General features: G+C 60.0%; 19 protein-coding genes and 1 pseudogene. 7 read left to right on the plus strand and 13 right to left on the minus strand.

The features are described from left to right. The first annotated feature begins 253 nt into the window (after window positions 1–253). Window positions 254–736 (plus strand): sn-glycerol-3-phosphate transporter, encoded by a 483-nt coding sequence (locus tag C4J89_RS25700; RefSeq protein WP_124415878.1) that lies wholly within the window; start codon window positions 254–256, stop codon window positions 734–736. A 138-nt stretch (window positions 737–874) separates the two neighbouring features. On the opposite strand, the gene C4J89_RS25710 is transcribed toward C4J89_RS25700, so the two are convergent. The 6 genes from C4J89_RS25710 to C4J89_RS25735 all read right to left on the minus strand — a co-directional run bounded on the left by C4J89_RS25710 (window position 875) and on the right by C4J89_RS25735 (window position 8,147). After that, the gene (locus C4J89_RS25710; protein ID WP_124364906.1) at window positions 875–1,843 is read right to left on the minus strand and encodes a CDP-6-deoxy-delta-3,4-glucoseen reductase; all 969 of its coding nucleotides are present in this window, start codon (window positions 1,841–1,843) and stop codon (window positions 875–877) included. Then, complete coding sequence (gene ubiD, locus C4J89_RS25715) at window positions 1,843–3,309, minus strand: 4-hydroxy-3-polyprenylbenzoate decarboxylase (protein ID WP_124364907.1); 1,467 nt, start codon at window positions 3,307–3,309, stop codon at window positions 1,843–1,845. Before ubiD ends, C4J89_RS25710 begins: the two co-directional genes overlap by 1 nt. Window positions 3,310–3,368: 59 nt before the next feature. Continuing rightward, entirely contained in the window at window positions 3,369–5,351 is a 1,983-nt protein-coding gene (locus C4J89_RS25720; RefSeq protein WP_124415879.1) for an acyltransferase family protein, read from the minus strand. Window positions 5,352–5,507: 156 nt separating this feature from the next. Next, window positions 5,508–6,767, minus strand: coding sequence for a transcription termination factor Rho (gene rho, locus C4J89_RS25725; protein ID WP_003176825.1), 1,260 nt, complete (start codon window positions 6,765–6,767; stop codon window positions 5,508–5,510). 234 nt (window positions 6,768–7,001) lie between these two features. Next, window positions 7,002–7,331: a thioredoxin TrxA gene (gene trxA, locus C4J89_RS25730; protein ID WP_124368772.1), complete on the minus strand. Its 330-nt coding sequence runs from the start codon at window positions 7,329–7,331 to the stop codon at window positions 7,002–7,004. A 120-nt stretch (window positions 7,332–7,451) separates the two neighbouring features. Beyond that, window positions 7,452–8,147 (minus strand): FadR/GntR family transcriptional regulator, encoded by a 696-nt coding sequence (locus tag C4J89_RS25735; protein WP_124364910.1) that lies wholly within the window; start codon window positions 8,145–8,147, stop codon window positions 7,452–7,454. 254 nt (window positions 8,148–8,401) lie between these two features. Between C4J89_RS25735 and C4J89_RS25740 the strand changes: the two genes are divergently transcribed. From C4J89_RS25740 to C4J89_RS25755, 4 genes are read left to right on the plus strand one after another with little or no spacing between them, the layout of a single operon-like run. Beyond that, complete coding sequence (locus C4J89_RS25740; protein WP_064454657.1) at window positions 8,402–9,187, plus strand: transporter substrate-binding domain-containing protein; 786 nt, start codon at window positions 8,402–8,404, stop codon at window positions 9,185–9,187. A 17-nt stretch (window positions 9,188–9,204) separates the two neighbouring features. Continuing rightward, a complete protein-coding gene (locus tag C4J89_RS25745) occupies window positions 9,205–9,873 on the plus strand; it encodes an amino acid ABC transporter permease (protein ID WP_124364912.1) in 669 nt (222 codons plus the stop codon). Beyond that, on the plus strand, window positions 9,870–10,520 hold the full coding sequence (locus C4J89_RS25750) for an amino acid ABC transporter permease (RefSeq protein WP_124415880.1): 651 nt from the start codon (window positions 9,870–9,872) through the stop codon (window positions 10,518–10,520). Before C4J89_RS25745 ends, C4J89_RS25750 begins: the two co-directional genes overlap by 4 nt. After that, on the plus strand, window positions 10,507–11,244 hold the full coding sequence (locus C4J89_RS25755) for an amino acid ABC transporter ATP-binding protein (RefSeq protein WP_124415881.1): 738 nt from the start codon (window positions 10,507–10,509) through the stop codon (window positions 11,242–11,244). The genes C4J89_RS25750 and C4J89_RS25755 overlap by 14 nt, the downstream gene beginning before the upstream one ends. On the opposite strand, the gene C4J89_RS25760 is transcribed toward C4J89_RS25755, so the two are convergent. The 4 genes from C4J89_RS25760 to C4J89_RS25775 all read right to left on the minus strand — a co-directional run bounded on the left by C4J89_RS25760 (window position 11,216) and on the right by C4J89_RS25775 (window position 15,730). Then, window positions 11,216–11,755, minus strand: a complete 540-nt coding sequence (locus C4J89_RS25760) for a hypothetical protein (RefSeq protein WP_124364915.1) — start codon at window positions 11,753–11,755, stop codon at window positions 11,216–11,218. The two genes, C4J89_RS25755 and C4J89_RS25760, sit on opposite strands and share 29 nt — an antisense overlap. Beyond that, a complete protein-coding gene (locus tag C4J89_RS25765; RefSeq protein ID WP_124415882.1) occupies window positions 11,745–14,246 on the minus strand; it encodes a fimbria/pilus outer membrane usher protein in 2,502 nt (833 codons plus the stop codon). Before C4J89_RS25765 ends, C4J89_RS25760 begins: the two co-directional genes overlap by 11 nt. 7 nt (window positions 14,247–14,253) lie before the next feature. Next, window positions 14,254–14,883 (minus strand): fimbria/pilus chaperone family protein, encoded by a 630-nt coding sequence (locus C4J89_RS25770; protein ID WP_256681821.1) that lies wholly within the window; start codon window positions 14,881–14,883, stop codon window positions 14,254–14,256. A gap of 190 nt (window positions 14,884–15,073) precedes the next feature. After that, the gene (locus tag C4J89_RS25775) at window positions 15,074–15,730 is read right to left on the minus strand and encodes a DUF1120 domain-containing protein (RefSeq protein ID WP_124415883.1); all 657 of its coding nucleotides are present in this window, start codon (window positions 15,728–15,730) and stop codon (window positions 15,074–15,076) included. 482 nt (window positions 15,731–16,212) lie between these two features. Between C4J89_RS25775 and ppx the strand changes: the two genes are divergently transcribed. Continuing rightward, the gene (gene ppx, locus C4J89_RS25780) at window positions 16,213–17,715 is read left to right on the plus strand and encodes an exopolyphosphatase (protein WP_124364918.1); all 1,503 of its coding nucleotides are present in this window, start codon (window positions 16,213–16,215) and stop codon (window positions 17,713–17,715) included. 138 nt (window positions 17,716–17,853) lie between these two features. Here the strand turns inward: ppx and ppk1 are convergent, their stop codons facing one another. Next, a complete protein-coding gene (ppk1, locus tag C4J89_RS25785; RefSeq protein ID WP_124415884.1) occupies window positions 17,854–20,076 on the minus strand; it encodes a polyphosphate kinase 1 in 2,223 nt (740 codons plus the stop codon). Between the two features lie 44 nt (window positions 20,077–20,120). Then, a pseudogene (locus tag C4J89_RS25790) lies at window positions 20,121–20,369 on the minus strand (porphobilinogen synthase); the annotation flags it as partial. Between the two features lie 208 nt (window positions 20,370–20,577). Here C4J89_RS25790 and C4J89_RS25795 point away from each other — a divergent pair. Beyond that, window positions 20,578–21,213, plus strand: coding sequence for a DedA family protein (locus tag C4J89_RS25795; RefSeq protein ID WP_124364920.1), 636 nt, complete (start codon window positions 20,578–20,580; stop codon window positions 21,211–21,213). Here C4J89_RS25795 and C4J89_RS25800 read toward each other — a convergent pair. Then, entirely contained in the window at window positions 21,194–22,429 is a 1,236-nt protein-coding gene (locus C4J89_RS25800) for a sterol desaturase family protein (protein WP_124415885.1), read from the minus strand. The genes C4J89_RS25795 and C4J89_RS25800 overlap by 20 nt on opposite strands. Window positions 22,430–22,503 lie beyond the last annotated feature (74 nt).

Here is a 22,503-nt window from a genome sequence, read left to right on the forward strand (position 1 = left end):
GGTCAATGTGTTGGTGATTGACAGAAGATCGGTAGTCCGTTGAGATATAGCTTAATGATATTTATGTAACAAATTAAATACCTTTAAAGAATAAGCGAAAGCATAAGCAAGCAGGTCCACTTGTCAGGATTGAGGGCAACAATCCGCTACTTTCAGCCCCGGTTCAGCCTGGGAATACGCCAAGCCGTCAATATGGCGCGCACAGAACGACCCACTTAGCCGCCCTTTACACCGACTATCGAGGTCGCCCCCCATGAAGAAATTTCGATTGCCTGGCCTGTTACTCCTCGCCCAAGCCAGCACGGCATTGGCTGGCGAAAGGTTGGCTGCCGAGGACGACAAAGGCTTTTGGTACGCCCAGACCAGCGTCTATACCCGGCATTTCGCGCCGGACCTGGAGCACAACAATAACCAGGACCTGATCGGCCTGGAGCGCAACGACGCTTCTGGTTCCGTGTATGGCGGGGCGACGTTTCGCAACTCATTCCGCCAGCGTTCGTACTACGCCTATGCGGGCAAGCGCTATGACATGGCTGAGTACCCGGTGTACCTGAAGGTCACGGGCGGAGCGATCCAAGGTTATCGCGGCAAATACCGCGACAAGATCCCACTGAACCGTTACGGCGTGGCGCCAGTGATCATTCCGTCCTTGGGCGCGTATTACGGGCCAGTGGCGGCGGAAGTGGTGCTGCTGGGGTTCAATGCGGCAATGGTGACGACGGGGTTACGATTCTGAGCGGGCAAGGGCCATGCGCGCTGGTTTGCTCACGAATGCGCTGTGTCAGTCGACCTATTTGTAAACCGATCCATTGCAATCGCGGGCAAGCCCACTCCCACAGGTTGATCGGCTGTTTACCCTGATGGTGTGATTTGCTCAAGGCCTCGGAGCGTAGGCAAACACGTCAGCGCGCATCTGGTGCGCATCCATACCGGCGTCGACCAATGCATCCAGCGTGCCGTAGATCATCGCCGGTGATCCACTGGCGTACACATGCACGGCCTTAAGGTCGGCAATGTCTTCGCACACGGCTTCATGCAGCAACCCGCAACGTCCTTCCCAACCGCACAGGTCACTGACGACTTTGTGCAGGAACAGGTTGGGCAGTTGCCGCCACTGATCCCAGTGCTCGATCTCGTAGAAGTCTTCTGGGCGGCGCACGCCCCAGTACAGGTGCACCGGGTGCTTGAAGCCCGAAGCCCGGCAATGCTCGATCAGGCTGTGCATCTGAGCCATGCCGGTGCCAGCGGCGATCAGCACCAGCGGCCCGTCCGGCAACTGGGCCAGGTGAGTGTCACCGAACGGCAGTTCGATGCGGGCCATCTGATTGCGCTGGAGCTGGTCCAGCAGGTTGCGTGCGCTGTCTTCGCGGGCCAGTACGTGCAGTTCCAGCTCGCGTCCACAGTGAGGCGCCGAGGCCAGGGAAAACGCCGACTTCTCGCCGTTCTCACGTTCGATCATCAGGTATTGCCCGGCGTGGTAGCGCACGGCCTTGCCCGCCGGAGCGCGCAGGCGCACGCGCCATACATCGCCGCCGACTTCCACGCATTCGCTCAATTGGCACGACAACTTGCGCAACGGCAGCTCTCCCGGTGCCAGCACGCCATCCCACAAGACAATACAATCTTCCAACGGCTCGGCGATGCAGGTGTAGAACTCACCATGGTCACGCACCTCTCCCGCCTGCTGCACCCGGCCCTCCACCAGCAGCGCCGCGCACACGTGGCAGACGCCGTTGCGACAGGCCTGCGGGCATTCGTAGCCCAGGCGGCGCGCGCCGTCGAGAATTCGTTCGCCAGGGTCCAGTTCCAGGACCGCGCCGGAAGGTTGCAAGGTTACACGCATCAATCTATTCCCAATTCTTTCCAGATTGCATCGACGCGAGCAGTCACTGCGTCATCCTTGACGATCACCCGGCCCCACTCGCGGGTGGTTTCACCCGGCCATTTGTGAGTGGCATCCAGGCCCATTTTCGATCCAAGGCCCGACACCGGCGAGGCAAAATCGAGGTAATCGATTGGCGTGTTGTCGATCATTACCGTGTCGCGCTTGGGGTCCATGCGCGTGGTAATGGCCCAGATCACGTCATTCCAGTCGCGGGCATTGATGTCGTCGTCGGTGACGATAACGAACTTGGTGTACATGAATTGTCGTAAAAACGACCACACGCCCAGCATTACCCGCTTGGCATGGCCCGGATACGACTTCTTCATGGTGACGATGGCCATGCGGTACGAGCAACCTTCCGGCGGCAGGTAGAAGTCGGTGATTTCCGGAAACTGCTTTTGCAGGATAGGCACGAACACTTCGTTCAGCGCCACGCCGAGAATGGCCGGCTCGTCTGGTGGCCGGCCGGTATAGGTGCTGTGGTAGATCGGTTTGATCCGATGGGTGATGCGCTCGACGGTGAACACCGGAAAGCTGTCGACTTCGTTGTAATAACCCGTGTGGTCACCGTAAGGCCCTTCATCGGCCATCTCACCGGGGTGAATCACACCCTCGAGGATGATTTCGGCGGTGGCTGGCACTTGCAGGTCATTACCACGGCACTTCACCAATTCGGTGCGGTTGCCGCGCAGCAGGCCGGCAAAGGCGTATTCGGACAGGCTGTCCGGCACTGGCGTCACGGCGCCCAGGATGGTGGCAGGGTCGGCGCCGAGGGCCACGGACACCGGGAACGGCTGGCCCGGATGCTTTTCACACCACTCGCGAAAGTCCAGGGCGCCGCCACGGTGGCTCAGCCAGCGCATAATCACTTTATTGCGGCCGATCACTTGCTGACGGTAGATGCCGAGGTTCTGGCGGTCCTTGTTCGGGCCCTTGGTGACAGTCAGGCCCCAGGTGATCAGCGGGCCGACATCGCCGGGCCAGCAGGTCTGCACCGGGAGCATGGCCAAGTCGACGTCATCGCCTTCGATGATTACTTCCTGGCACACCGCGTCCTTGACCACCTTCGGCGCCATGGCAATGATCTTGCGAAAGATCGGCAGCTTCGACCAGGCGTCCTTCAAGCCTTTGGGCGGCTCGGGCTCCTTGAGGAAGGCCAGCAGCTTGCCGATCTCGCGCAGCTCGCTGACCGCCTCGGCGCCCATGCCAAAGGCGACGCGTTCGGGGGTGCCGAACAGGTTGCCGAGCACCGGGATGTCAAAGCCGGTCGGGTTCTCGAACAGCAGCGCCGGGCCCTTGTTGCGCAAGGTGCGGTCGCAAATCTCAGTCATTTCCAGTACCGGTGAAATCGGCATCTGGATACGTTTCAACTCTCCGCGCTGCTCAAGTTGCTGCACGAAATCCCGAAGATCCTTGAATTTCATTAACCATGCCACCCGTAAAATAGGCGTACATCCTACCTGCTCTAGAGGCGGCTGGCAGCTTAATTGGCCGTCAACCCCCGTGATTGCAGCGATCTGAACAACGGCTCCAGGAAGGCCTCGATGTGCCGCGCGCCTACGTCGGAAAGGTGGTTATCGTCGGTGTACAGCGCGCGGCCATTGAGTTCCACCCGGCACAAGCCGTCGGTGCCGCACAGCAAGGGCGCGGGGTCCAGCACCCTGACACCGCTGTCGGCCGCCGCCAGCTCGTCGAACAGCTGGGAAATAAAGGCCTGGCGCTTCACATGCTCGGCCACGGCGAGCCCTTCACCGTCCACCGGCCGGTTCATCATCGCCAGGCGACTGAGGCGGTAAGGCACGATGATTTCCTGCAGCGGCACCTCCTTGACCAGCCAGACCTTATGCCCGGCAGCGCGCAGCGCCTGGATGCGCTCGCGCAGGCCCTGGGCAAAGCGCTGCTCGGCGATAGCACGCACATACTCGCCGGTGCTGGGGTCCTTGAGCGCATGCTCTTTGTCACCCGACATCTGCCCATAGACATACAGGCTCCAGCGCGCCGCCAGCACCACATCGCTGAATTTTTTCTCGGCCATCGCCTTCTCGACGCGACGGTTGAAATGCGCGCACCGGGCAATGTTCTCCAGGCCATCCAACGGAATACAGCCCGCGAAGCTGGCTTCAACCAAGCTGATATCGTGGCGATCAGCGCCCTCTTTGAGTGCCGGAATCAGCGCGGTAGCATGGCTGTCACCCCATACCAGCGCCGAGACGGACTGGGTTGGCGGACCAAAGTGGCAGAACAACCGCTCGTCGGGTGTGTCTTTGTCAGCCATGCACGCCAGCAGGTCCGGGCTCCATTTTTTCGCCTGAGCAAAACGCAACGCCTGTTCGGACAACCGTGAAGGCACACCGTCGAATTCACGTATCGCAAGGCCCGTAAAGCCCAGCCCCAGGATGCCGACCACGGCTGCCGCCAGAATTGCCTTGCGGGCGGCCAACAAGCGCTTTTCCCGGAACGGCGTTTCCACGAAGCGCCAGGACAAGTAGCCCAGCACCAACGAGAGCAGCATCAACCCGGCCAATTCCAGGGTGCTCAAGCCATCCACCGCAGCATAGTTGGCGTACACGAACACCGGCCAATGCCAGAGGTACCAGGAATAGGAAATCAGCCCGATCCCGACCATCAGCCGCGTACTCAACAGGCGTCCGACCCAGGTGTGTTGCTGCCCGTTGGCCCAGATCAGCCCGACCACACCCAGCACCGGCAATAGCGCGGTCGCGCCGGGGAAAGGGGTTTTCGCGTCGTAACCCAATACGGCGATCAGAATCAGTGCCAGGGAGGCCAGGCTGACCCCTTGCGCCAGGGCGGGCGAGGCGCGCCACTCATATTTGGGCAGCACCGCCAGCATCGCGCCGGCCAGCAACTCCCAGGCCCGCAGGTGCAGCAGGAAAAACGCTTTTTGCGGCTCATGCTCAACCGCCCAGACGCTCATGCCAAAGGAGCCCAGCAACACCGCGAACAGCGCCAGGCGCCAGTGTTTCAGGCGGCTTGAAAGCAACGTGAGCAGCAGCGGGAAGACAATATAGAACTGCTCTTCTACCGCCAGCGACCAGGTATGCAGCAGCGGCTTGATGTCAGAGGACGCATCAAAGTAGCCATGCTGGCGCGCGAACAGCAAATTTGAGGTAAAGGTCACCTGATAGTGCGCCGACCGCCCCAACTCCTCATAGTCCTTGGGCGCCAACAGGAACCAGCCCACCGCCAGTGTCGCTGCAATCATTACAAACAGCGCCGGCAGGATGCGCCGTGCGCGGCGGGCCCAGAAATCAATGAAACTGAAGCGTCCGGCCTGGCGCTCGCGCCAGATAATGGACGTGATCAGAAAACCGGAAATAACGAAGAAGACGTCAACGCCAACGAAACCGCCGATAAGGCCAGGAACGCCGAAGTGAAACAACACGACGGCGAGGACAGCGATGGCACGCAGGCCATCGATGTCTCTGCGGTAAGCAAGAGTGGTCATAAGAATTGTGGTCAGTCTGTGACGAAAGGAGTGAGCGTAGTCGCGCGTACAATTTTTGTTACTTAACGGACACTTATGCCATAAAACCCGATGAATCTCGACGCAAAAAAAATGGCGCCCCCTTGGGGCGCCATTTTTCGGACCTGAAACGCGGTGTTACTTGCGCTTCATCGACAGGAAGAACTCGTCGTTGGTCTTGGTGGTTTTCAGCTTGTCGATCAGGAACTCGATGGCGGCCACTTCGTCCATCGGGTGCAGCAGCTTGCGCAGGATCCACATGCGCTGCAGTTCGTCGTCGGCGGTCAGCAACTCTTCGCGGCGCGTGCCGGAGCGGTTGATATTGATGGCCGGGAACACACGCTTTTCAGCAATACGACGGTCCAGGGGCAGTTCCATGTTGCCGGTACCCTTGAACTCTTCGTAGATCACTTCGTCCATCTTCGAGCCGGTTTCAACCAGCGCGGTGGCGATAATGGTCAGCGAGCCGCCTTCTTCGATGTTCCGCGCGGCGCCGAAGAAACGCTTTGGCTTCTCCAGGGCGTGGGCATCGACACCACCGGTCAACACCTTGCCGGAGCTCGGGATCACGGTGTTGTAGGCACGGGCCAGACGGGTAATGGAGTCGAGCAGGATCACCACGTCTTTCTTGTGCTCGACCAGGCGCTTGGCCTTCTCGATCACCATTTCGGCAACCTGCACGTGGCGGGTTGGCGGTTCATCGAACGTCGAGGCAACCACTTCGCCACGCACGGTGCGCTGCATTTCGGTCACTTCTTCCGGACGCTCATCGATCAACAGCACGATCAGGTGAACTTCAGGATTGTTACGCGCAATGTTCGCTGCAATGTTTTGCAGCATGATCGTCTTACCGGCTTTCGGCGGCGCAACGATCAGGCCACGCTGGCCCTTGCCGATGGGGGCGCACAGGTCGATCACACGACCGGTCAAGTCTTCGGTGGAACCGTTGCCGGCTTCCATCTTCATGCGCACGGTCGGGAACAGCGGGGTCAGGTTCTCGAAGAGAATCTTGTTTTTCGCGTTCTCTGGACGATCGAAGTTGATCGTGTCGACCTTGAGCAGAGCGAAGTAACGCTCGCCTTCCTTCGGAGGGCGGATCTTGCCCACGATGGTGTCGCCGGTGCGCAAGTTGAAGCGACGGATCTGGCTCGGCGAGACGTAGATATCGTCTGGGCCGGCAAGATAGGAAGCGTCTGCGGAGCGGAGGAAGCCGAAGCCGTCCTGGAGAATCTCCAGCACGCCATCACCGGAGATTTCCTCGCCGCTTTTCGCGTGCTTCTTGAGCAGGGAGAAAATCACGTCCTGCTTGCGCGAACGGGCCATATTTTCTATGCCCATTTCTTCGGCCAGTTGGAGCAGGTCGGTAATCGGCTTTTGCTTGAGTTCAGTCAGATTCATATAGGAATGACGTAATCATTTATGGAGGGGGGAAATTAAGCTTTTGGCTTAATGAGGCCGCGCCGCAGAGAAGGCGACAGGATCGCGTACTAATCGAAAAGGAATGCGTCGGCGACGGCTTGCAGGGGGCAGTGGAGAAACCAGTGCGGGGCCGAATGTACCACCTGAATTTCGGAGCGTCTAGCCCTGTTTTACGAAAAAGCCCCGAGATTTTCGGGGCTTTTTTGGCGACGCTTAGATGTTGGCGTCGAGGAAAGCTTGCAGCTGGGACTTCGACAGCGCACCTACTTTAGTGGCTTCGACGTTGCCGTTCTTGAACAGCATCAACGTCGGAATACCACGCACGCCGTGCTTGGCCGGGGTTTCCTGGTTCTCGTCGATGTTCAGTTTGGCAATGGTCAACTTGCCTTCGTAAGTGGTTGCAATGTCGTCCAGGACCGGAGCGATCATTTTGCAAGGGCCGCACCATTCGGCCCAGTAGTCAACCAGCACCGGGCCGGCAGCCTTGAGTACTTCGGCCTCAAAGGTCGCGTCGGTGACGTGCTTGATAAGATCGTTGCTCATGGATGTCTCCGGAATGTAAGCAAAAAAAACGTTGCCCATCATAGCCGCCCTTCCCCCGTTCAGGAAGCCGCCTCTGATTGAGTCTTGCTATGGCGACGCATGACTTTGCATATCGCCGGTTCACGGCGCGACAGGTGTGACGAAGGCAATACCCGTGCGCAATGCGGCATTACGTACATGTTCCTGCATGGTTTTCTGCGCCGCCGCACTGGTGCGCCGGGCCAGGGCACGCAAAATCCTGCGATGCTCCTGCCAGGTTTCCATGGCGCGCTCTGGCCGGATGAACGGTAGTTTCTGGCTTTCCAGGAATACATCGGCGCTGGCGCTCAGAATGCTCACCATCGCCTGGTTGCCGCTGGCCAGCAGGATGCGCTGGTGAAACTTGAAGTCCAGCCGGGCGGCAGCTTCAAAGTCACCCGCTTTGAGCACCTTGCGCATCGCCTCGACATTGTCTTCCAGGCTGTCGAGCTCGTCGGTGGTCAATGTGACCGCCGCCAACCCTGCCGCGAACCCTTCCAGGGCGTAACGCAGTTGGAAGATCTCCAGCGGCGTGGCCTGCGCCGCAAACGGCCAGGCGAGTTCGGACGGTGGGTCCGGCGCCTGCACAAACACGCCCTTGCCCGGCTGCACACTCACCACACCCAAGGCGCTCAAGGACGATAACGCCTCACGCAACGATGCCCGGCTCACGCCCAACCGCACCGCCAGATCGCGTTGCGAGGGCAATGCATCGCCCGGCCCGAAACCCTGCTCCTTGATCAGTTTGCGGATGGCCTGCAGGGCCGCTTCCGGTACGGCTTGGGCGATGGAATTCATAAAAACTCAAGGTTCCAGTCAACTGAGCGACTAGTTGTAAAGCTATTCACGCCTGCCGGCAAGCCACGCCCCAAAGGGGCTCGCGGGGTTTTTACGGCGCTCGAAAAGGGTGCGAAAAGTTTAATGACTGTTCAGACCAGTAAGACCATCCCACCTCAACGGATCCGTGCCTTACAGACAATTCCATGAGCGCTGGCATGGGCTGTGCACTGGGCAAACTCAGAAAATTCCTTCGCCCTTCTCGGAGAGTTGCCATGACCAAGCGCTACAGCGCCCTGCTCACTGCCCTGTTTGCCAGCCTGATGCTGAGCCAGGCACCCGCCCAGGCCAACGGTTTGGACGACATTGTTGCCCGAGGCACCCTCAAGGTCGCCGTGCCGCAGGACTTCCCGCCGTTCGGCTCGGTGGGCCCCGACATGAAACCCCGCGGCCTGGACATCGACACCGCCAAGCTGCTGGCCGACCAGCTCAAGGTCAAGCTGGAGCTGACTCCGGTCAATAGCACCAACCGCATCCCCTTCCTCACCACCGGCAAGGTCGACCTGGTGATCTCCAGCCTGGGCAAGAACCCCGAACGCGAAAAAGTCATCGATTTCTCCAAGGCCTACGCGCCTTTCTACCTCGCCGTGTTCGGCCCGCCTGACGCGGCGATCAGCACCACCGACGACCTCAAGGGCAAGACCATCAGCGTGACCCGTGGCGCCATCGAGGACATCGAGCTGACGGCTGTCGCGCCCAAAGAGGCGACCATCAAGCGCTTTGAAGACAACAATTCGACCATCGCCGCCTACCTGGCCGGCCAGGTCGACCTGATCGCCAGCGGCAACGTGGTGATGGTGGCGATCAGCGAGCGCAACCCGAAACGCGTACCGGCGCTGAAGGTGAAGCTCAAGGACTCCCCGGTGTACGTGGGTGTGAACAAGAACGAGCCGGCGTTGCTGGAGAAGGTCAACCAGATACTGGTCGCGGCGAAGGCTGATGGCAGCTTGGAAAAGAACGCTATGCAGTGGCTCAAAGAGCCGCTGCCGGCTGATTTGTGACGCGACGGAGCTGACTGATGGCGTATCAATTCGACTTTGTACCGGTGCTGGCCAACACCGACCTGTTGTTACGCGGCGCCCTGTTTACCCTTGAGCTGACGGCTATCGGCGCACTGCTGGGAGTGGCCCTGGGCACCGTCGGTGCGGTCGTGCGGGCATGGAAGATTCAGCCGTTCGCCTGGTGCTTTGGCGTGTATGTCGAGTTGATCCGCAACACGCCCTTTCTGGTGCAGCTGTTTTTCATCTTCTTCGGCCTGCCGTCCCTGGGCTTGAAAATCACCGAGTGGCAAGCTGCCGTACTGGCGATGGTGATCAACCTGGGGGCCTACTCCACGGAGATCATCCGTGCCGGCATCCAAGCCATACCGCGCGGGCAACTGGAGGCTGCGGCGGCATTGGCCATGACGCGTTTCGAAGCGTTTCGCCATGTGGTGCTGCTGCCGGCACTGGGCAAGGTGTGGCCGGCCCTGAGCAGCCAGATCATCATCGTGATGCTGGGCTCGGCAGTCTGTTCGCAGATCGCTACCGAAGAGCTGAGCTTTGCCGCCAACTTCATCCAGTCGCGCAATTTCCGCGCTTTTGAAACCTATGCCCTTACCACCCTGGTGTACCTGTGCATGGCGTTGATGATTCGCCAGTTGCTCAACTGGATCGGCCGCCGCTATGTGATGAGGAACAGCCGATGAGTGATTTTTCCTTCTGGGACATCGTGCGCAACCTGCTCACCGGCCTGCAATGGACGCTGTTGCTGTCGCTGGTGGCGTTCATAGGCGGCGGTTTGATCGGCCTGCTGGTGATGGCGATGCGCATCAGTCACAAGGCATTCCCGCGCAACGTCGCCCGCACCTATATCGAACTGTTCCAGGGCACGCCGCTGCTGATGCAACTGTTCCTGGTGTTTTTCGGTGTGGCATTGCTCGGGGTGGATATTTCGCCCTGGCTGGCGGCGGCCATCGCCCTGACCCTGTTTACCAGCGCCTACCTTGCCGAAATCTGGCGCGGCTGCGTTGACTCCATTGCCCACGGGCAATGGGAGGCATCGGCCAGCCTGGCGCTCAACCCCCTTGAACAACTGCGCTACGTGATCCTGCCACAGGCCCTGCGCATTGCCGTGGCGCCGACAGTGGGGTTTTCGGTGCAGGTGGTCAAAGGCACCGCTGTGACTTCGATCATCGGCTTTACCGAACTGACCAAGACCGGCGGCATGCTCGCCAATGCCACCTTCGAACCCTTCATGGTCTACGGCCTGGTGGCCCTCGGTTACTTCCTGCTCTGCTACCCCTTGTCCCTCAGTGCGCGCTACCTGGAAAGGAGACTGCATGCCTCTGCTTAGAATTTCTGCCCTGCATAAGTATTACGGCGATCACCATGTACTCAAGGGCATCGACCTCACTGTTGAAGAAGGCCAGGTGGTGGCGATCATCGGCCGCAGTGGCTCGGGTAAATCCACCTTGCTGCGTACCCTCAATGGCCTGGAGTCGATCAACGACGGCGTGATCGAAGTCGATGGCGAATACCTCGATGCCGCCCGCGTCGACCTGCGCAGCCTGCGGCAGAAGGTCGGGATGGTGTTCCAGCAGTTCAACCTGTTCCCGCACCTGACCGTCGGCGAGAACGTCATGCTCGCCCCGCAAGTGGTGCAGAAGGTGTCCAAGGCCAAGGCCGCGCAGTTGGCCAGGCAGATGCTGGAGCGGGTCGGCCTGGGGGAAAAGTTCGACGCTTTTCCGGACAGGCTGTCCGGTGGGCAGCAACAGCGCGTCGCCATAGCCCGCGCCCTGGCCATGTCACCCAAGGTGCTGCTGTGCGACGAAATCACCTCGGCCCTGGACCCGGAATTGGTCAATGAGGTGCTCAGCGTGGTGCGCCAACTGGCTAAAGATGGCATGACGCTGATCATGGTGACCCACGAAATGCGCTTCGCCCGGGAAGTCGGTGACAAACTGGTGTTCATGCACCAAGGCAAGGTGCATGAAGTGGGCGACCCCAAGGTCCTGTTTGCCAACCCGCAAACGCCGGAGCTCGCCAACTTCATCGGTTCAGTGGAACAGCCGGGCTGACCAGTTCAAAACGACCCTGCCCCTCCAGCGACGTCTGGCTTCGCACTTGCAGCGCCTCGGCGGGCAGGTCGGTGTCGATGTCGACCTGGGCGGTCAAGCGCTGACCTGTTACCGGCCTCCCTGCGACGCGTGCCGTCAGGACCTGGCCCGGTAATAACTGCCCAGCCGCACCACCGCCGGGCGGGTCCCAGTCGACGGCACGCCCATCCACCTGTGCATGCTTGAGGCTAAGCCGCAACCGCCCCTGTCGGCCAAAACGAAATGCTTGCCCATCGGCGGCACCGATAAAACGCAACGCCATCACCGACGGCTCGACGCACAACACGTTGAGCTGCAGCGTGCGCGTGGCGAGCGTCACCGTAGGGCTTTCCACCAGCGCCTCCCTGCGAATGACACCGTAGTCGATACGCGGTTGGCTCACGGACAACCGGCAGTTTTCGGCCCGCGCCCCCTGAACCAGCAACACCGTGCAAAACAGTGCACAGCCGAGGCTTTTAAACTTACCGCCCATGGCACACCGCCGCTGTTGTATCAAAGAACTTGTCATGATCAGGCTGGCCCCCGGATGGAATGTTCAGCAGGCAACTGGCAGAGTCCGGCAATGAAACCCTCAGGTCTTGCACCTCGTTCACGTCGTTCAGGAAGATCATGCCCTCGCCCACTACGCTGGTCAGAAAACGATCGCCCTTGCCGAACACCGCGGCCCCTTGAGGCAGTGGCCGGCCTTGGTCATCACTGGCATTGACCAGCATGCGGCGCACGCTCACCACGTCGAATGCCACGGTGTTGACGGAACCGCGGCCTGCGGCGAGCACACGGGTGCCGTTCTTCAGGTCAACGCGCTTTGGCAAGGACTGGGTTTGCACCTCGATATGGCTGTTGGTGTAGGCAGGCAAGCCTGGAAGCACCGCCTGGCCGGTAAAGTCAGTCCACACCGGGCCTTGCGGGGTGTCGATTTTTGCAGAGCCAATGTCGCCCACCGACGCAATACCAAACGTGTCCTGCACCGTGTAGGGCGAGAAGGTAATCCCACCTTCATGAGCGACCACGCCACCTTGCAGCTGCCCGGTGTAACTGGTGCCTAACGGGTCGCGACTGACACCCAGACCGACTCGGGTGTAACGCGGCGTGAGGTCTATCTGGCCGCGCATCGATTGCTCCTGCGCACTGAGGTCGCGCTCGACGCCCACTTCATAGTTCACATACTCATTGACCCGTTCAGTGAGCGCCGTGCCGGTACGGGACTGCCCCCCACGGCGGCTGATATAGCTGTTCACACGACGATCACCGCCCAGGGGCACGCTGACCTGCAACCGCAAGGACAAATCATCATCGAGCACGGTGTCGCGCCGGTTTCGATCCCGAGTGGCGTCGCGGCGTGCCTGAGTGCTGCCTACCTGCGAGTCGGCAATCAACGCAACATCGGCATAGCGAAACGACTTGTTCCATGAGGCGAACACGTGTTCGCTCGATTGCCCGTCAAATTGAGCGCTACGGGTATAGCCCAGGGAGAAGGCACCCAGGGTGGGGTCGACCCATGTCACGCCCGCCGTGTATTGATTCTTGAAGCGTGACGCCAGCACGTCGGCCGTGGTCGGGCGGCCGGCCTCGATCACCTCGCGATAGCCGCGGGTCTGGCTGGTTGCGCTGAGGTTGAGCTCGACGTCGGCGGATACCGGGCTGTTCACGGACACGCTACTGCGTGAGCCGGACACGGCATGACGGCTGTCGCGGGACAGGTTATGACGTGCGCCCACCGACACTCGCTGGAAAAACACGCTGCTCAGCGTGCCACCTGCCGACCAGTACTCGTCGGTACTCAACAAGCCGAAACCACCCGTTGAGTCGCGCCCCAGGCCCCACGTCCCGCTGCCCATGGCGACGACGGGCGACGGCCCCTCACCCTGCGTCTCTTCACGTAGTTTGCCGAGGGACAAGTAATAACCGGGTGCCGCCGGCGCGGCGCCGGCGAACGAAGCCGCCGGCACCACGAAGCTACGTCGGCCCCCGCGTACATCGATCACACTGACCTCAAGGTCGCTTGTGCCATTGAGCAGCGGCAAACCGGTCAGCCGGAAAGGCCCTTCGGGCACCAGCGTACTGTGGATCAACACACCGGACTGACGCACCTCAATCCGCGACTGGCTGTGTCCCAGGCCTTCCACCACCGCGTTATTGCTGCCCGCCGGCACGCGCGACTGGCCGTCGGGGGAAAACTGCACACCCGACAGCTGGATGCCACCAAACAGCGGATTGTTGCTGGACAGCTGGCCCGCCTGGAAAGTCGAGCGCAGCGCGGCGATATCCCGCTGCGCATAGGCATACAGGTGCTCGTTGTGCGTCACGCCGTTATCGGAGACATGGATTTGACGACTGCGAAGAATCCAATCTCCCAGGTTGAAACCCGCTTCGGTGTAAGCCGACACGAACCGGTTGGTCCCACTGCGCGAATGGCTGTCGAAACCCTGCACATCATAGTTGAACAAGCCCGCCGCACCGCCCCGGGCAAACTCCCCGGCCTCCCACTGCGGTTCGCGTAGTGATGAGGTGGGCACCACCAGCGCCACTTCATCGTTGCCAGGGCGCAGCCGCACCATGGTCGTGGGAAACTCCCCCAGAAAGTCATGGCATGCCTGGTCGGCAGTGGCGCCTTTGCGGACGATGGCAGTGGGTTTGACCAACCCGGCTTTGTCCAGTAATGCCGGGGTAAAGCACAATTGCCCAGTGGCATCGAACTGGGCGTCCACCAACCCGAGCGGGTTGCCGTTGACTTTCAACCCCACCACCTGGGTGCCCTCGCGAAAGCGCGCGGCCGTGCGGAAGTAGTCCGAGACTTTCGGGTCAATGCCGTGCGTGGTCAGTGCCGCCAGGTCAAAGCCCTCGCCCAGTTCCAAGGCAGGGGCAACGCCAGGCAAGCTCCACAGTGTTGCCATCCCCATGAGCAACGTGGGTCGGCGGGTCCATAAAAAAGCTCCGGTTCGGTGACTCGACAGGTTTGTCATGGGTCGATCAACCCCCGTCGGTATTGATCGGGGCCCGGTAGTTTTCTACCGAAAAGCCGTAGATCGTGGCCGGCTGAATCTCTATATCAGTCAGTTCCTCCAAGGGTCCTTCAACCTTCACCGCCAGCGCTTCGCCCGGCAAAATGTAGGTGCGCGGCAGCGTAGCCAGGGCTCCCTGTGGCAATAACCGAACCTGCGGAGCCATGCGCACCACATAAGCGCTATCGTTGTGGACCGTCAAACGTTGCCCTGTACGTCGCCACTTCAGCAGCTCCCAGGGCGTGTGATGAACTGGCAGGCCTTGGGGATGCAGGATCAGCGGTAAATTCTGCCGCAAGGTGATACCAATGGTCGCACCGCCCGCAGCACGCGCCTGGGGAATGCCCTCGAAAGACACGCGTTTGAGCCGCTGAGTCTTCAACGGGGCCTTCAATGTGCTGATGAAACGCACCAGTTGCGTTTCGCCCCCTTCCACCCGCGCAATAGGCGGCGTCACGATCAAGAGCGGTTCCGCATCTTCCGGTATGTTTTCTATTACCGAATGCAGCAGCGCTGGAGCCGCGTCGGTATTCTTGATGTTTATCGTCGCTTCACCCTGCTCTTCGTTCAATACAATGACCGTGGTTTCCGGCAACATACCATCAGCCACCGCAACACCGACAAAGCACAAGAGCAACAGTGCATATAACAAACGCGTACTCTTTCTTACGGGACGACTAAGCACTCTGTGTTCCCCACAACCTTGAAGTTGACTATTGAGCGTCGGGCGCGCTTATAAAACAGCCGACCAGAAACACATGTTTCTTGATCGACTGTTGTTATGTCGCTTAGATGTAACTCAATTCAAGTGTTGCGCGCCCATCAAGGGTAACGTCACGACTCAGGTCCAGGTCCTGGCCTTTATTGATCACCGCGCGCACAGCAATCGTCCCGGTCAACTGGTTGATAGAGGCGGGTGTGGCGGCCGTGCTGCTGCGCCAGGAATATTGGCTAGGCGATTGTGCGACTTTGCCATCACTGTTCTGCCAGGCGCCGGCGCTGATCCGCATGATCGGAAACAGTGTTGCGGTCGGCGAGCGCAGGTCCCTGAGGGTAACGGCAAAGCCACCCGTTCTCCGGCCGGCCACAGTCCCCAACCCGAAGTTGTTCGCCTCGGTGTAACCACCCCCGAGCGCAGTGAGGATGCCCGTTACCTTGCTCCCGGCCTGCAGGTCGACAAATTTGAGCCCGAACTGGGCAGGCGTATTGCCACAGCTGACGGTGATAGGCGTGGTTTTTTCGGTGAGCGCGTTAAACGCCGTCTGGGACAGTTGGCCCGAAGGAATATCGCCGTAGTTGATAATGCCACCGCCGCTCATACTGAGGTTACAGGCGGCGGGCTTGATGACCCCCCTGACGATCAGTTCTGCGCTGGTGGCAGCATGTGCGCCAATGTTTGCCGCCAGGCAAACGAGACCCAGGGTCAATCCAACAATTTTTTTCATATTCGACCTGTCACTTGAAAGTTATCAGGTGCTCTCTACGTTCGTCTTGGCGGCTCCATCGCCAAACGGTTTATCTTCCTGGATGTCTACAACGACACATAAATAACACCAAGGCAAAATTGCCGGGTGACAGTGTGTCGCCTTGGTGCTTCATTAAAGAATCAGATAACGCCTGGGTTAATGTGAGAACTGTAAAACCTGCTGGTCATTTAAACCCAATTTAAAAGTAGGCTAAAACAAAATACCCGATGACATAATCAAACGCGCCCTGTAGGGAAAATCAAAACGCGGCTTTACTACGAGGCAAAGTTAAAACTCCTACAAAATTAATTCACTACTCCCCGCTTGTCATTCGATGCCATCCTACATATCTCACAAATTACCCCCACAGACAGCCGCAGAAAAATTACCGAAGCACAACGCGTTGGCTCCAGCGGTCGATCGTGGCACGATGGCAAGGTTATCGACCGAGACCCCAAACCATGCCGCAATCCCAAGCCAAGAATCTGTCCCTGATCGCTGCCATCGACCTGGGCTCCAACAGCTTTCACATGGTCGTGGCCAAGGCCCAGAACGGTGAAATCCGCATCCTTGAGCGGCTCGGCGAGAAAGTGCAACTGGCTGCCGGGATCAACGACGAGCGCCAGCTCAATGAAGAGTCCATGCAGCGCGGCCTCGACTGCCTCAAGCGCTTTGCGCAACTGATCAACGGCATGCCGCCTGGCGCTGTACGAATAGTGGGCACCAACGCCTTGCGTGAAGCCCGTAACCGCAACGAATTCATCCATCGCGCCGAGGAAATCCTCGGGCATCCGGTAGAGGTTATTTCCGGTCGCGAGGAAGCACGCCTGATTTACCTCGGGGTCTCCCATACGCTGGCTGACACCCCGGGCAAACGCCTGGTGGCGGACATTGGCGGTGGCAGCACCGAATTCATCATCGGCCAGCGTTTCGAACCCCTGCTGCGCGAAAGCCTGCAGATGGGCTGCGTCAGCTACACGCAGCGTTATTTCAAGGACGGCAAGATCACCCCGGCGCGCTATGCCCAGGCCTACACGGCGGCGCGGCTGGAGATCATGAGCATCGAACACGCCCTGCACCGCCTGAGCTGGGATGAAGCCATCGGCTCTTCCGGCACCATCCGTGCCATCGGCCTGGCGCTCAAGGCCGGCGGCCATGGCACCGGCGAGGTGAATGCCGAAGGCCTGGCGTGGCTCAAGCGCAAGCTGTTCAAGCTGGGGGATGCCGAGAAGATCGACTTCGACGGCATCAAGCCTGACCGCCGCGCCATCTTCCCCGCCGGCCTGGCGATTCTTGAAGCCATTTTCGACGCCCTCGAACTGCAACGCATGGACCACTGTGACGGCGCCCTGCGCGAAGGTGTGCTCTATGACCTGCTCGGTCGCCATCACCATGAAGATGTGCGTGAGCGCACCCTCAGCTCGTTGATGGAGCGTTACCACGTAGACGTGGAGCAAGCGGCGCGCGTAGAGCGCAAAGCCCTGCATGCCTTCGACCAGGTGGCCGACGACTGGGACCTGCAAAACGGCGTATGGCGTGAACTGCTGGGCTGGGCCGCCAAGGTGCACGAGGTGGGCCTGGACATCGCCCATTACCATTACCACAAGCACGGCGCCTACCTGATCGAACACTCGGACCTGGCCGGGTTCTCACGGGAAGACCAACAGATGCTCGCGCTGTTGGTGCGCGGCCACCGCCGCAATATTCCCAGGGACAAATTTGCCGAGTTCGGCAAAGACGGCATCAAGCTGATTCGCCTGTGCGCGCTGTTGCGCTTTGCCATCCTGTTCCACCACATCCGTGGCACCCAGGAAATGCCCCAGGTGAAGCTGCGCGCCGACGGCGACAGCCTGGAAGTGATGTTCCCCAAAGGCTGGCTGGATGAAAACCAGCTGACCCAGGCGGACTTCGCCCAGGAAGCGGAGTGGCTCACGCGGGTGGGGTTCAGCCTGAACCTGCATTAACCCGATCTAAACAGCACAGCAAAACAAAATGTGGGAGGGGGCTTGCTCCCGATAGCAGAGTATCAGTCAACAGATTCATCGACTGACCCACCGCTATCGGGAGCAAGCCCCCTCCCACATTTTTGACTGCGTTGGGTTTCAGTTCACCGTCAGGATCGGGCTGCCCAGCTTCTCCAGCAACGTGGCCTGTGCACTGCGCGGGTTCTGGTTGCCGGTCGGTGTGTTGCGCACATACCGCCCATCCGACTGCAGGCTCCAGCTGTGGGTGTTGTCGGTCAGGTAGCTTTCCAGCTCCTTCTTGACCCGCATGACCAGCTTCTTGCCCTCCACCGGGAAGCAGGTCTCCACGCGTTTGTCGAGGTTGCGCTCCATCCAGTCGGCGCTGGAGAGGAACATCTGCTCTTCGCCACCGTTCAGGAAATAGAACACCCGCGTGTGCTCCAGGAAGCGGCCGATGATCGAGCGCACATGGATGTTATGCGAGACGCCGACAATGCCCGGGCGCAGGCAGCACATGCCACGGACCACCAGGTCGATGCGCACGCCCGACTGGCTGGCCTTGTACAGCGCACGGATGATCTTCGGATCGGTCAGCGAGTTGAATTTGGCGATGATGTGCGCCGGCTTGCCCTCGAGGGCGAACTGGGTCTCGCGGGCAATCATGTCGAGCATGCCCTTCTTCAGGGTGAACGGCGCGTGCAGCAACTTCTTCATGCGCAAGGTCTTGCCCATACCGATGAGCTGGCTGAACAACTTGCCGACGTCTTCGCACAGGGCGTCGTCGGACGTCAGCAGGCTGTAGTCGGTATAGAGCTTCGCGTTGCCGGCGTGGTAGTTGCCGGTGCCCAAATGGGCGTAACGCACGATTTCACCGGCTTCGCGGCGCAGGATCAACATCATCTTGGCGTGGGTCTTGAAGCCGACCACGCCATAGATCACTACCGCACCGGCTGCTTGCAGGCGGCTGGCCAGTTGCAGGTTGGACTCCTCATCGAAGCGCGCTCGCAGCTCGATCACCACCGTGACTTCCTTGCCGTTACGCGCAGCGTCGACCAGGGCATCGACGATTTCCGAGTTGGCGCCGGAGCGATACAGCGTCTGGCGCACAGCCAGGACGTGCGGGTCCTTGGCGGCCTGGCGCAACAGGTCGACCACTGGGGTGAACGACTCGAAGGGGTGCAACAGCAGAATGTCCTGCTTGCTCACCACGCTGAAGATGTTCTCGCTGTTTTGCAGCAGTTTCGGGATTTGCGGTGTAAACGGCTTGTATTGCAGCTCCGGGTGGCTGTCCAGGCCGGTGATGCTGAACAGGCGCGTCAGGTTCACCGGGCCATTGACCTGGTACAGCTCGGATTCGGCCAGGTTGAACTGCTTGAGCAGGTAGTCCGACAAGTGTTTCGGGCAGGTATCCGCCACTTCCAGGCGCACCGCATCGCCGTAGCGCCGCGAAAACAGCTCTCCGCGCAGGGCACGGGCCAAGTCTTCGACGTCTTCGGAGTCCAGCGCCAGGTCGGCGTTGCGGGTCAGGCGGAACTGGTAGCAGCCCTTGACCTTCATGCCCTGGAACAGGTCATCGGCGTGCGCATGGATCATCGACGACAGGAATACATAATTATCGCCAGCGCCCCCTACTTCTTCGGGTACCTTGATGATTCGTGGCAACAGGCGCGGCGCCGGGATGATCGCAAGGCCCGAGTCGCGGCCGAAGGCGTCGATGCCTTCGAGCTCGACGATGAAGTTCAGGCTTTTGTTCACCAGCAACGGGAACGGGTGCGTCGGGTCGAGGCCGATCGGGGTGATGATCGGTGAAATCTCGTCACGGAAGTAACGGCGCACCCAGGTCTTGATCTTGGCGGTCCAGTGACGGCGACGGATGAAGCGGACCTGATGTTTTTCCAGTTCCGGCAGCAGGATATCGTTGAGGATCGCGTATTGGCGGTCCACATGGCCGTGCACCAGCTCGCTGATGCGCGCCAGGGCCTGGTGCGGTTGCAGGCCGTCGGCACCGGCTTGCTCACGGGCGAAGGTGATCTGCTTCTTGAGACCGGCGACGCGGATCTCGAAGAACTCGTCCAGGTTGCTCGAGAAGATCAACAGGAACTTGAGCCGCTCCAGCAACGGATAGGACTCATCCAGCGCCTGTTCCAGCACGCGAATGTTGAATTGCAGTTGGGACAGCTCGCGGTGGATGTACAGGCTGCTGTCATCCAGGTTGGTAACCACGGCCACTGGCGCCGGCGCCGGCGCTTCGGCGGCCACCACAGGCGGGGCAGGCTCAAGCTCCGGCGGGGTCTCGGTGACTTGTTCAACCACCGGATGAGCGTCTTTTACGGCAACTTCTGTAAGTCCTTCGGTATTCATCGAGTGTTCCTGTGAGGGCTATGGTTGCTCTCTAAGCAATTGGGCAGCGCCGGGATTCCCAGTTCCACCCAATGGGCGGCTTCTTCGAGCAGCAGGTCAATGCTCAAGCGCTCCACCCCCGGCATCGAGGCCACCGCTTCCCGGCGATTTTCACCGTCCAGCACGAATACCGGCAGGATCAGATCATTCGTCGTCAGTACATTTTCACGTACCAGACGGCGAGAAAAATCATCACGGCGGTTGCGACGCAGACGTGTGGCGGGGAATAGCCGGTTGGCGGGGGTAAAGCTCACGACAGACTCCTGAGCCCGCGTTTACGGGCGGGCGGTGCAGTTATAAGCGGCCATTATGACGAATGAATGACAGTTGTGCTTATCGATGCGACCTGTAGTCGCATTCGGCATTTGCGTAGGAATTGTTCACTTCGTGACACATCTCGATACTTTCATGAATCTTCGTGAAGGCGTAGGCTGCGCGTTCATTTCGCCAGCACCCTAGACCATGCTTCAACAATTTCTGCATGACTTCGGCTACTTTGCCCTCTTCCTCGGCACGTTCTTCGAAGGCGAGACCATCCTCGTGCTCGCAGGCTTCCTGGCGTTCCGTGGATACATGGATATCAACCTGGTGGTGGTCGTTGCCTTTTTCGGCAGCTACGCCGGCGACCAGCTGTGGTACTACATGGGGCGCAAGCACGGCCGCAAATTGCTGGCGCGCAAACCGCGCTGGCAATTGATGGGCGACAAGGCGCTGGAACATATCCGCAAGCATCCGGACATTTGGGTGCTGAGCTTTCGGTTCGTCTACGGTTTGCGCACGGTGATGCCAGTAGCGATTGGCCTGTCCGGCTACCCACCTCTGCGGTATTTGATCCTCAACGGTATCGGTGCGGCGATATGGGCGGCTGCGCTAGGGGCTGCGGCCTATCATTTCGGCGCGGTACTCGAAGGCATGCTCGGCAGTGTCAAGAAATACGAGCTGTGGGTGCTGGGCGCCTTGCTGGTGCTGGGCTTGGGCCTGTGGCTGCGACGCCGCGTCAAGAATGCCCGCATCGCCCGCGAGGCGTGTGCCGAAGCCAAGGCCCGGCTCGCTGCCGAACCCGCCCCGGTCGAACCCCCTAAGACGCCAGGCGAGTAACCCGGCTTCTGCAGCAGTAGAGGCCGATCACGCTGAGCAGGCTGTAGCTCAGCAGCGCCAGCCAGCCCAGCGTGCTGGCCGGCCATAGCCCGACCCACGGGGCCAGCCCTACCAACGGTAGATTCAGCCCCAGGCGCACCCCTTCCGCCTTCAGCGCCCACGGGCGATTCTCCAGTGCGATCCCCAATGTGAACAGCCCCAGGGCCATCGCGCTCCAGCCCACGACCAGCGCCGCCGTGGGCAGACCTTCTGCGAAATTCATCAAATAACTGCCAAACCCCACATAAGCCGCAAACTGCACGGCAACGTAGACCTGCTGGCGCGTATCCAGCGGCACCTCGAATTTGCGGAACTGGGCCAAGTCCGGCTTGGTCATCGGGTACCTGGCTTTCACGTCGGCAGGGCGCCAGCCAGTGCGCATGAACCAGATGCGCAGCTTGTCCCAGCGGTTCTCAGTACGACGGGCATCGCTCCACAACTGCGCATAAAACTGCAGGTTCGCCCACAGCGGATTCCAACTGGCCAGGGGCGTGGTCACGCCGAAGATCACCGGTTCGTTGTCGTCCTCTTCCTGGAATGTGCCGAACAGCCGGTCCCAAAAAATGAACACCCCGCCATAGTTGCGATCCATGTAGAGGGCGTTCTGCGCGTGGTGGGCACGATGATTGGACGGTGTAACGAAGAACACCTCAAACCAACCGAGCTTGGACACGTGACGTGTATGCACCCAGAATTGATACAGCAGGTTGAGCGAAGCCACACTGACGAACACCACCAACGGCACACCGAGCACCGCCAGGGGCAGGTAGAAGATCCAGCTCAACAAAAAGCCGGTACTGGTCTGACGCAATGCGGTGGTGAGGTTGTAGTCCTCGCTCTGGTGGTGCACTGAGTGCGCAGCCCACAGGATATTGCGCTCATGGCCCAGGCGATGCAGCCAGTAGTAGCAGAAGTCGTAGAGCACAAAGGCGCACACCCAGGTCCACACGCTTTGGGCCGACCATTCGATCAGCGCCAGGTGCTTGAGGGCGAATGCATAGGTAAGCAAACCCACGCCTTTGGTCAGTAACCCGGTGGTGGTAGACAGCACGCCGGTGCTGAGACTGTTGATAGCGTCGGCGACTCGATAGTTGCGCGCACCGCGCCAGCGGTCAGCCAGCAGCTCAACCACGATCAAGGCAATGAAAAACGGTACCGCGTAAGGCACGAAGTCCATGGGCTAGTCCGGTCTATTTTTGTTACATCAGATTAGTGCAGTCCCATGAGATCCCATTGGCAACAGGTTACAAA

The organism is Pseudomonas sp. R4-35-07, assembly GCF_003852235.1.
In the GTDB taxonomy this organism is placed as follows: Bacteria; Pseudomonadota; Gammaproteobacteria; order Pseudomonadales; family Pseudomonadaceae; genus Aquipseudomonas.